The organism is Streptomyces sp. adm13(2018) (assembly GCF_008042145.1).
In the GTDB taxonomy this organism is placed as follows: domain Bacteria; phylum Actinomycetota; class Actinomycetes; order Streptomycetales; family Streptomycetaceae; genus Streptomyces.
On the sequence record NZ_RDBH01000129.1, the window covers coordinates 857614 to 866060 of the forward strand.

General features: G+C 73.7%; 7 protein-coding genes and 1 pseudogene. 5 read left to right on the forward strand and 3 right to left on the reverse strand.

From position 1 onward, the window contains the following. A partial coding sequence (locus EAO70_RS20515) for an MFS transporter (protein WP_261992962.1) occupies positions 1-1415 on the forward strand: 1415 nt, incomplete at its 5' end. Positions 1416-1425: 10 nt separating this feature from the next. Continuing rightward, positions 1426-2712 carry a phospholipase D-like domain-containing protein gene (locus EAO70_RS20520; RefSeq protein WP_148004331.1) on the forward strand — a complete coding sequence of 429 codons (1287 nt, stop codon included), beginning with the start codon at positions 1426-1428 and terminating at the stop codon, positions 2710-2712. A 75-nt stretch (positions 2713-2787) separates the two neighbouring features. Here EAO70_RS20520 and EAO70_RS20525 read toward each other — a convergent pair. Then, positions 2788-3216 (reverse strand): annotated as a pseudogene (locus EAO70_RS20525) (response regulator); the annotation flags it as partial. 395 nt (positions 3217-3611) lie between these two features. On the opposite strand from EAO70_RS20525, the gene EAO70_RS20530 reads away from it, so the two are divergent. The 3 genes from EAO70_RS20530 (at position 3612) to EAO70_RS20540 (ending at position 6590) form a co-directional block, all read left to right on the forward strand. Then, positions 3612-4466, forward strand: coding sequence for a MaoC/PaaZ C-terminal domain-containing protein (locus EAO70_RS20530; RefSeq protein ID WP_148004333.1), 855 nt, complete (start codon positions 3612-3614; stop codon positions 4464-4466). Positions 4467-4550: 84 nt separating this feature from the next. Beyond that, positions 4551-5627 (forward strand): Zn-dependent alcohol dehydrogenase, encoded by a 1077-nt coding sequence (locus tag EAO70_RS20535; protein WP_148004334.1) that lies wholly within the window; start codon positions 4551-4553, stop codon positions 5625-5627. A 15-nt stretch (positions 5628-5642) separates the two neighbouring features. Then, positions 5643-6590 (forward strand): 3-oxoacyl-ACP reductase, encoded by a 948-nt coding sequence (locus EAO70_RS20540; RefSeq protein WP_148004335.1) that lies wholly within the window; start codon positions 5643-5645, stop codon positions 6588-6590. A gap of 190 nt (positions 6591-6780) precedes the next feature. Here the strand turns inward: EAO70_RS20540 and EAO70_RS39380 are convergent, their stop codons facing one another. Both EAO70_RS39380 and EAO70_RS20545 read right to left on the reverse strand, forming a co-directional pair. Further along, positions 6781-6909 (reverse strand): hypothetical protein, encoded by a 129-nt coding sequence (locus EAO70_RS39380; protein WP_261992963.1) that lies wholly within the window; start codon positions 6907-6909, stop codon positions 6781-6783. A 49-nt stretch (positions 6910-6958) separates the two neighbouring features. Beyond that, positions 6959-8155 carry a hypothetical protein gene (locus tag EAO70_RS20545; protein WP_187283964.1) on the reverse strand — a complete coding sequence of 399 codons (1197 nt, stop codon included), beginning with the start codon at positions 8153-8155 and terminating at the stop codon, positions 6959-6961. Between the last annotated feature and the right edge of the window lie 292 nt (positions 8156-8447).

Sequence of the window (8447 nt, forward strand, 5' to 3'; positions counted from 1 at the left end):
CGACCGCCCCGCCCGCACCCCGCGCCTGGGCGGTCGTCCTGACCGCCTGCGCGGGCCAGTTCCTCGTCGTCCTCGACGTATCCGTCGTGAACGTCGCGCTGCCGTCGATGCGGACCGACCTCGGGCTCTCGGCGCTCGGTCTGCAATGGGTCCTCAACGCCTACGCCATCGCCTTCGCCGGCTTCATGCTGCTCGGCGGACGCGCCTCCGACCTCTACGGGCGGAAGGCGATGTTCCTGCTCGGCCTCGGCCTCTTCACCGCCGCCTCGGTCGCGGGCGGACTCGCCCAGGAGGGCTGGCAGCTCGTCGCCGCCCGGGCCGTGCAGGGCCTCGGCGCGGCCGTCCTCTCACCCGCCACGCTGACCCTGGTCACCGCCGCCGTCCCCGCCGGAACCGCCCGCACCCGGGCCATCGGCACCTGGACGGCGGTCGGCGCGGCCGGCGGCGCGGCGGGCGGCTTCGTCGGCGGCCTCCTCGTCGACCTGCTGTCCTGGCGCTGGGTCCTGCTCATCAACGTCCCCGTGGGCGTCCTCGTGCTCGTGGGCGCGCTGCTCTGGCTCCGCGAGGCCCGCACCGGCGCCGGCCGGCGCCTCGACCTGCCCGGCGCCGTCCTCGTCACCGCGGGGCTCGCCACCCTCGCGTACGGCATCGTCGAGACCGAGGAGGCGGGCTGGACGGCCCCCGCGACCCTGCTCACCCTCCTCGGCGGCCTGGTGCTCCTCGGGGTGTTCGTCGCCGTGGAGGCCCGGACGGCGGAGCCGCTGATGCGACTGGGGATCTTCCGCAACCGCGCGGTGTCGGCGGCCAACGCGTCGATCCTGCTGTGCGGTTCGGCCTCCTTCGGGATGTGGTTCTTCATGACCACCTACGCGCAGAGCGTCCTCGCGTACACCCCGCTCCAGGCGGGTCTCGCCCTGGTCCCCAGCTCCCTCAGCGTGGTCCTGGGCTCCAAGCTGGCCCCGTACCTGATGCCGATCGTCGGCGCGCGGACCCTGGCCGTGTCCGGCGCCCTCGTCGGGGCGGCGGGCTTCGCCTGGCAGTCGACCCTCACGGCCGACGGCACGTTCCTCGGGACGATCCTCGGCCCGGGCATCCTGATGATGGCCGGGATAGGCCTGGCGACCACCCCGCTGGCCGCCCTCGCCACCTCCAGCGCCTCCCCGTCCGACGCGGGCCTCGTCTCCGGGCTCGTCAACACCTCCCGCACGATGGGCGGCGCGCTGGGCCTCGCGATCCTCTCGACGGTCGCGGCGGCGGCCGCCCCCGCCGTCACCTCCGGCGCACCGGACCCGGCGTCCCTGGTCCCCGGATACGCGATGGCCTTCCGGGTGGCGACGGGCGTCCTGGTCGGAGCGGCCGCGCTGATGCTGCTGTGGCTCCCGCGGCCGGCCGGGGCCACGGCGCGCCGCGGGTGACAATGCCCGGGTGATATCGATCAAGAACAAGTTCAGAACGGGCGTGACCGCGCTGGCCGTCGGCGCGTCCCTGCTGGTCGCCCCCTCGGCCTCGGCGGAGCCGGTCCTGGCCGTGACCACCGGCGCCGTGTTCAACGACCCCAACAGCACCGACGCCGCCGCCCGGGGCCGGATCCTCTCCCACCTGGCGGGGCTCGTCGACGGCGCGGAGGCCGGATCGTCCATCCGGATCTCCCTCTATCTCTTCCACTCCGTGTACCTGGCGAACAAGCTGGGCGACGCGCACAAGCGGGGCGTCACCGTCCAGGTCGTCGTCGACGCCGACAGCCGGTCAACCGGCCTGGAGACCCTCAAGACCCGGCTGGCCGACCCGTCGGGCGCCCCCGGCTCCTGGGTGCGGACCTGCAAGCCGGAGGAGGCCTGCCTCGCGCTCGACCCGGGCACCACGGCGGCGGACCCGAACGGCACGTACGACAACGTCAACCACAACAAGTTCTTCCTGTTCTCCCGTACGCGGGGCAAGGGCGACGTCGCCGTCGACGACGTGGTCGTACAGGGCTCCGGGAACCTCACCAGCCAGGACACCGACGACTGGTGGAACGACGCGCTGACGGTCGTCGGCAACGCGGAGCTGTTCACCGCGTACCGGGGCTACTTCGACGACCTCGCCGCGGCCGCCGTCGGGCAGATCCCGCAGGTCGCGGAGTACGCGCACGACACCCAGGCGGGCAAGGCGAAGGTCTACTTCTTCCCCCGGTCCGGCACCGACACGGTCGTCAACATCCTGGGGACGGTGGCGCCGGTCGGCACCCCCGACTCCTGCGGGGGCAACTCCCCGGGCTTCGGCACGGCGGACGGCCGGACGAGGATCCGCATCGCCCAGGGACACACCACCCGCCCCGACGTGGCGAAGAAGCTGTGGGAACTCGCCAACGCGGGCTGCGACATCGAGATCGTCTACCGGTCGCTCGACAACTGGACGGCTGACGACAAGCCGATGGGCCAGGTCGCGAACTGGCTGACCAGGCCGGTCACCGGGAAGGGCCGGATCACCCTGCATCAGCTCGACAACGACAAGCGCGGCGGCTCCGACTCGCACACCAAGTACCTGCTGATCGAGGGCACGTACTACGGCGGCGTGAACAAGAAGATCGTCTTCACCGGCAGCCACACCTACACGACGACGGCACTCCGGTACAACGACGAGACGCTCCTCAAGTACGAGGACGCGACGGTCTTCGACGCGTACGTCGGGAACTTCGAGGCCCAGCGGGGGGCGGCGCTCGCGGGATTGTAGGGGGAGCGGCCCGGCCCGGGAGCCGGGCTTCCCGGGCGGCCCGCCGCTCCAGCCGCCCCCGCTCGCGGCCTGTCACAGCGGATCGGGACCCGCGTCGTCCGCCGCGGCCGCCGCCGCGAGCGCCGGGTCGATCACCGTCTCCCCGCGCAGGACCTGACGGATCGCCCCGGCCAGCTCCTCCACCGGACCGTCCTTCACCAGGAAGCCGACCGCGCCCGCCCGCATCGCCCGGCGGAGCCGGCCCGGGCGGCCGGAGGTCGTGAGGATCACGACCCGGCAGTCCGGGCTCTCGGCCCGCAGGTCCGCCGCCGCGTCCAGCCCCGACCGGCCCGGCAGCTCGACGTCGAGCAGCGCCACGTCGGGCCGCGCGAGCAGCGCCGCGTCCACGATCTCGTCGCCCCGGTCCACCTGGGCGACGACCTCCATGTCGTGCTCCATCCCGAGCCGCAGGGCCAGCGCCCCGCGTACCGTCCCCGGGTCCTCCGCCAGCAGCAGTCGGATCATGTCGTCGGCTCCCCCTCGTACGGGCCCGGGGGCCGCCGCGGGGAGCTCCGCGGTGACCCGGGACCCGTCCTGCGCGGCCGGTCCCGAGTCCAGCGTGCCGCCTGCCGCGGCGCCGCGCTCGCCCGGGACCCGGGGCCCGCCGCCCGGGAGGCCGTCGGGTGCCAGTCGGCTGCCCGCCCCCGCACCGGCGCACGGTCGGCATGCCTGACGTATCGTCAGTTCAGGATCGCGGGGAGGGTTCCCAACTCCTTCCGGCTGGGCTATACATGGGGACCACCGACCTAGAACGCGTTCTAGAACGGCCGCGTACGGGACGGTCCCCGCACGGCCTCGGTGCGGCCGACGGTGCGGACGGTCGCATCGAGGTCTTCACCGCCACGAGGAGCAGCAGCCCGATGCCCATCGACCCCGCCAAGGCCGTCGCCGCCGAACCCCGCAGTGCCGAGATCTCCTGGGACCACAAGGACGTCCAGCTCTACCACCTGGGACTCGGCGCGGGCACCCCCGCGACCGATCCCGACGAGCTCCGCTACACCCTCGAATCCCGGCTCCACGTCCTGCCCAGCTTCGCGACCGTCGCGGGCGCCGACATGGGGGTCGTCGGCGGGCTCTCCGCCCCCGGCATCGACATCGACCTCACCGCCGTCCTGCACGGAGGCCAGACGGTGACCCTCCACCGCCCCCTCCCGACCGCCGGCCGGGCCGTCTCCACCTCCCGCGTCGCCGCCGTGTACGACAAGGGCAAGGCGGCCGTCCTCGTCCTGCGCTCCGAGGCCTCCGACGCCGACGGGCCGCTCTGGACCAGCGACGCCCAGATCTTCGTCCGCGGCGAGGGCGGCTGGGGCGGCGACCGCGGCCCCTCCGAGCGCCTCGCCGTTCCCGAGCGGGAGCCCGACCGGACCGTCGAGCGGCCCGTCCGCGAGGAGCAGGCGCTTCTCTACCGGCTGTCCGGTGACTGGAACCCGCTGCACGCCGATCCGGAGTTCGCCAAGCTCGCCGGCTTCGAGCGGCCGATCCTGCACGGCCTGTGCACGTACGGCATGACGCTCAAGGCGGTGGTGGACGAGGTGCTCGGCGGCGACGTCACCCGGGTCCGCTCGTACCGCACCCGCTTCGCCGGGATCGTCTTCCCCGGCGAGACCCTGCGCATCCGGATGTGGGCCGACGAGGGCCGCGTCCAGGTGACCGTGACGGCGGTCGAGCGCGACGACGCGCCCGTACTCGCCGACACCCTCGTCGAACACGCCTAGACGCCTGGACCGGCCCGGACGAACCGACCCGGCACTCGTAGACCACCCCGGCACTCGCAGACCCAACCCGGAGGGAGCCGCACCATGCGCGCAGCCGTACTGCACGAGATCGGCCAGGACAAGCTCGAAGTCGTCGACGACGTCGAGGCGGTGGGCTTCGGCCCCGGCAAGGTGAGGATCCGGGTCCGGGCCACCGGCCTCTGTCACTCCGACGTCTCCGCGATGAGCGGCGTCCTCCCGCAGCCCGCGCCCTTCATCCCCGGCCACGAGGGCGCGGGCGAGATCATCGACCTCGGCGACGGCGTCACCGGACTCGCCCAGGGCCAGCGGGTCCTGCTCTGCTGGCTGCCCGCCTGCGGCAGCTGTCCCGCCTGCCGGCGCGGCCAGACCCAGCTCTGCCTGGCCGGGTTCATGAACGCCGGCATCCCCAACTTCAAGCGTCCCGGCGGTGACGTGTTCGGCTTCGCCGGCACCGGCACCTTCACGGAGGAGGTCGTCGTCGACGCGGGCTGCGCCGTCCCGATCCCCGACGACGTGCCCTTCGACATCGCCGCCCTCATCGGCTGCGGCGTCACCACCGGCCTCGGGGCCGCCATCAACACGGCGAAGGTGGAGGCCGGTTCGTCGGTCGCGGTGATCGGATGCGGCGGCGTCGGCATCTCCGCGATCCAGGGCGCCAAGCTCCAGGGCGCCGCCCAGATCGTCGCCGTCGACCCCGTCGAGTCCCGCCGCGAGGCCGCCCTCCGCTTCGGCGCCACCGAGGCGGTCGCCCCGGACGCGCTCGCCGACGCCCGGCAGCGGATCACCGCGGGCGAGGGCTTCGACTACGTCTTCGAGGTCGTCGGCAAGTCCGCCACCGCCCGCACCGCCTACGAGACCACCCGGCGCGGCGGCACCCTGTGCGTCGTCGGCGCGGGCGCGATGGACGACAACCTCCAGCTGAACATGTTCGAGCTGTTCTTCGACGAGAAGCGGATCCTGCCCTCGATGTACGGCGGCGGGGACGTGCTCCGCTCCTACGAGCGGGCCATCGCCCTCTGGCGGGCCGGCCGCATCGACCTGGAGTCCCTCATCACCCACCGCGTCCCGCTCGCGGGCGTCAACGAGGCGCTGGAGCAGATGCGGACCGGCGTGGCCCTCCGTACCTGCATCGAGATCTGAGAGGACTCCCGCGAGATGTCACTCCCCCTTGAGGGTCTGAGCGCGATCGTCACCGGCGCGGGGCGCGGGCTCGGCCGCGCCGAGGCCCTGGAACTGGCCCGGCTCGGCGCGGCCGTCGTCGTCAACGACTACGGCCAGCCGGGCCGCGACGGCTCGGGCGCGGCCTCCGCCGCACCCGCCGAGGAGGTCGCCGCGGAGATCCGCGCGGCGGGCGGCGGCGCGGTCGCGCACCTCGGCGACATCGCCGACTTCGAGACGGCCCGGGCCCTGGTCGACCTGGCCGTGACCGAGTTCGGCAAGCTGGACGTCCTGGTCAACAACGCGGGCATCCTGCGCGACCGGATGGTCTTCTCGATGAGCGAGGAGGAGTGGGACTCGGTCATCCGGGTCCACCTCAAGGGCCACTTCAACACCACGCACTTCGCGGCGGTGCACTGGAGGACCCGGGCCAAGGCGGGGGAGTCCGGCGTGTACGGCCGGATCGTCAACACCTCGTCGGAGGCCTTCCTCGCCGGTTCGGCCGGGCAGCCGAACTACGCGGCCGCCAAGGGCGGGATCGTCGGCCTCACGACGTCGACGGCGCTCGCGCTGGCCCGCTACGGGGTGACGGCGAACGCCATCTGCCCCCGGGCGCGCACCCGGATGACCGAGGACGTGTTCGCGGGCTTCGCCGAGCCGGGGGACGAGGGCGGACTCGACCCGTTGTCGCCCGAACACGTGGCGCCGCTCGTCGGCTACCTCGCGTCCCCGGCGGCCGCCGGCGTCAACGGCCAACTGCTCGTCGTCCACGGCGGGATGGTCGCGATCGTGGACCGCCCGCGGGTGGCGGCCCAGTTCGACACGGCGAAAGAGGCGTTCACGTACGAGGAGCTCGACGGCCTCCTGACCCCGCACTACGCGGCCCGCCCGACGGGCGAGACCTTCGCGGCGTCGGAGGTGCTCGGCCTGAAGAAGGGCGGCTGAGGCCGGGCCGGAGGAACCACCGGCCGGGGTGCGGCCCGGCCGGGAGGGTGGGGATGGTGGGGAGGACGAAGGGCCCCGGGGAGAACCCGGGGCCCTTCGCCCGTTCCGGTACCGCTTGTTACTCCGAGTACTCCGAGTACTCCGAGTACTCCGAGTACTCCGAGTACTCCGAGAACTCGAGTACTTCGCGTTACTTCGAGACGGGCTCGCGGCGGTGACGGCCGTGCGGGGAGGACGCGGAGTCCTCCGTCGGCGCGGCGTCCCCGCGGTGCTTGCCGGAGCCGTTCGGCTCCTGCCCGTCCGTGCTGTTTTCCGACATGGTCGAAATCACCCCGTTTGACATCGGTCGTGCTGTGCAGCCCGAGAGTCTAGCCAGCGGGTTTCCGGTCTGTCAGGGGAGCCTGCTGCAACGGCACGGGACGGCACACCCGGGGCTCCCCGGCGGCCCCTTCGGGACCCGCGGCGGTCTCCGCGGGGGCCACCGCGGCGGGCTCCGGGGAGGGCTCCGGCGGCGCCTCCACGTCCATGAGACCGCAGGGCGCCCCGGCCGTCGCGTACGGCAACCGGAGCACCCCCTCCGGCGTCCACAGGCCTGCCCCGGCCAGCCACCCCGCGGGTGCCGCCAGATGGCCCATCCGGCGGGCCGCCGGCTGCCACGTCCCCACCCAGCTGCCGCCCGCCGCGTCGATCCGCAGCGCCACCGCGCAGGTCTCGGGCATCAGCACCTGCCCCGGCTGCACCGCGAAGGGCGTCACGGCCGCGTCGTCGAGCCGCAGGCACTCCGGGAACCGCACCGGCAGCAGACTGCCGAGCACGCCCCAGCCCAGCCGGTCGTGCCCCGGCGACGGCGCGTCGGAGCGGATCAGGAGCAGTCCGCTGTCCGGGTCGGCGAGGAGCAGCCGATCGTCGCTGTCCTCGGCGATCTGCAGCAGCGGCGTCACCTCCCCGCCCCGCTCCAGGTCGACGGCGACCGCCTTCACCGGCCCGCCGGCCTGCCGCCGGTCCAGCGCGAGCATCCGGCCCGTACGGTCGAGCCACACCCCGCCCGAGCAGCGGCCCGGCACCTCCGCGACCTGCTCCGGGCCGAAGGCGCCGCCCGCGACCAGCCACAGCGTGCTCGTCTCGGGACCGACGCACAGGGCGTACGCGCAGCTGCCGTCCGGCGGCGGCGGGAGCAGCACCAGGTGCTCGGAGCCCGGGGCCTCCACGGCGCCGAGCCGGAGCTCCCCGGTGCCCGGGCCGGTGGGGTAGAGCAGCGAGAACGTGTTCCGCCGCCCGTCCACCCGGCGGGCGACCAGGACCCGGCCGTCGGCCAGCGGGAGCAGCTGGGTGCCGGGCTCCTCCGGCTGGTCGAGGGGGAGCGGGACGGCGTACGGCTCCGGGCCGTCGAGCGTCCACCGCTCCGCGTACAGGGCGTCCCCGACGCCCGCGAGCCTGGCCGCGTACGCGCCGTTCGCCGTGATCGTGAGACCCGCCGTGCACGCCGCCGGCCGCCCGTCACGGCCGGGGTGCTCCCCGTCGCGATCGTCGTCCTCGGCCGTGGTCTCGATGGCACACGCTGTCATCGACTCGTCACCTCCGGCCACGAAGCTAGTTTTCGCACTTCCAGCCGAACAACACGACCAGGGTCACTTCACACGGAAGGGTGGCGCCGGGGCGGTTCGGCTGAGGGGCGGGGGACGGGTGTGCCGTCCCGTGCCGTTGCAGCAGGCTCCCCTGACAGACCGGAAACCCGCTGGCTAGACTCTCGGGCTGCACAGCACGACCGATGTCAAACGGGGTGATTTCGACCATGTCGGAAAACAGCACGGACGGGCAGGAGCCGAACGGCTCCGGCAAGCACCGCGGGGACGCCGC

Coding starts and splice junctions, on each gene's coding strand:
- EAO70_RS39380 (WP_261992963.1), bottom strand. CDS start 6,909: ATGTCGGAAAACAGCACGGACGGGCAGGAGCCGAACGGCTCCGGCAAG.
- EAO70_RS20545 (WP_187283964.1), bottom strand. CDS start 8,155: ATGACAGCGTGTGCCATCGAGACCACGGCCGAGGACGACGATCGCGAC.
- EAO70_RS20535 (WP_148004334.1), top strand. CDS start 4,551: ATGCGCGCAGCCGTACTGCACGAGATCGGCCAGGACAAGCTCGAAGTC.
- EAO70_RS20540 (WP_148004335.1), top strand. CDS start 5,643: ATGTCACTCCCCCTTGAGGGTCTGAGCGCGATCGTCACCGGCGCGGGG.
- EAO70_RS20530 (WP_148004333.1), top strand. CDS start 3,612: ATGCCCATCGACCCCGCCAAGGCCGTCGCCGCCGAACCCCGCAGTGCC.